This window comes from Mesorhizobium sp. M2A.F.Ca.ET.067.02.1.1, assembly GCF_004023285.1.
Classification (GTDB): Bacteria; Pseudomonadota; Alphaproteobacteria; order Rhizobiales; family Rhizobiaceae; genus Mesorhizobium.
Map to the genome: position 1 here is coordinate 1 of NZ_RZSB01001419.1, position 471 is coordinate 471.

The following is a 471-nucleotide window of genomic DNA, read 5'->3' on the forward strand; positions in this document are numbered from 1 at the left end:
GTATGTTGATGAGCGGCGCGCCGCCGGAATCGTCGGCGACGACGCCGAAGCGCAGAAGCTCGGCCGAGACCCGCCGCGCCAGCGCGCGGTCGCCGGTGACGAGCGCCGCGCGCTTGCCCGGTGCCTCGACGGCAAGTTTGAGTGCAAAGGCGATTGCCGCCGCCTCGTCGCGTTCGTTCGCCGCTTCCACCAGCGTCACGCCGGCAAGCGCCTGTTCGACATCGCCTGACGTGAAGCGCGGCCGCGTTTCGGTCCAGTATTCGGTGGTTTCGGCGGGCCGCAGCGCCTCGCCGACAAGGGCCGCCCGCAGCGCCAGCGGCGGTGGCGCGGCGATGACATCCTCGACATCGCGGCGCTGGATGCCGATGCCGCCGATCAGCTTGGCGAGGCCATATTGCGGGTGGCCGAGCGTTGCCGGACGCGCGCCGGGGGCCGTGATCGCCGCGAAGGATGCGTCGTCCAGCTCGCGGT

General features: G+C 71.8%; 1 pseudogene. It reads right to left on the minus strand.

Annotation, left to right across the window (positions count from 1 at the left end):
* A pseudogene (locus EOA28_RS38130) lies at positions 1-471 on the minus strand (double-strand break repair protein AddB); the annotation flags it as partial.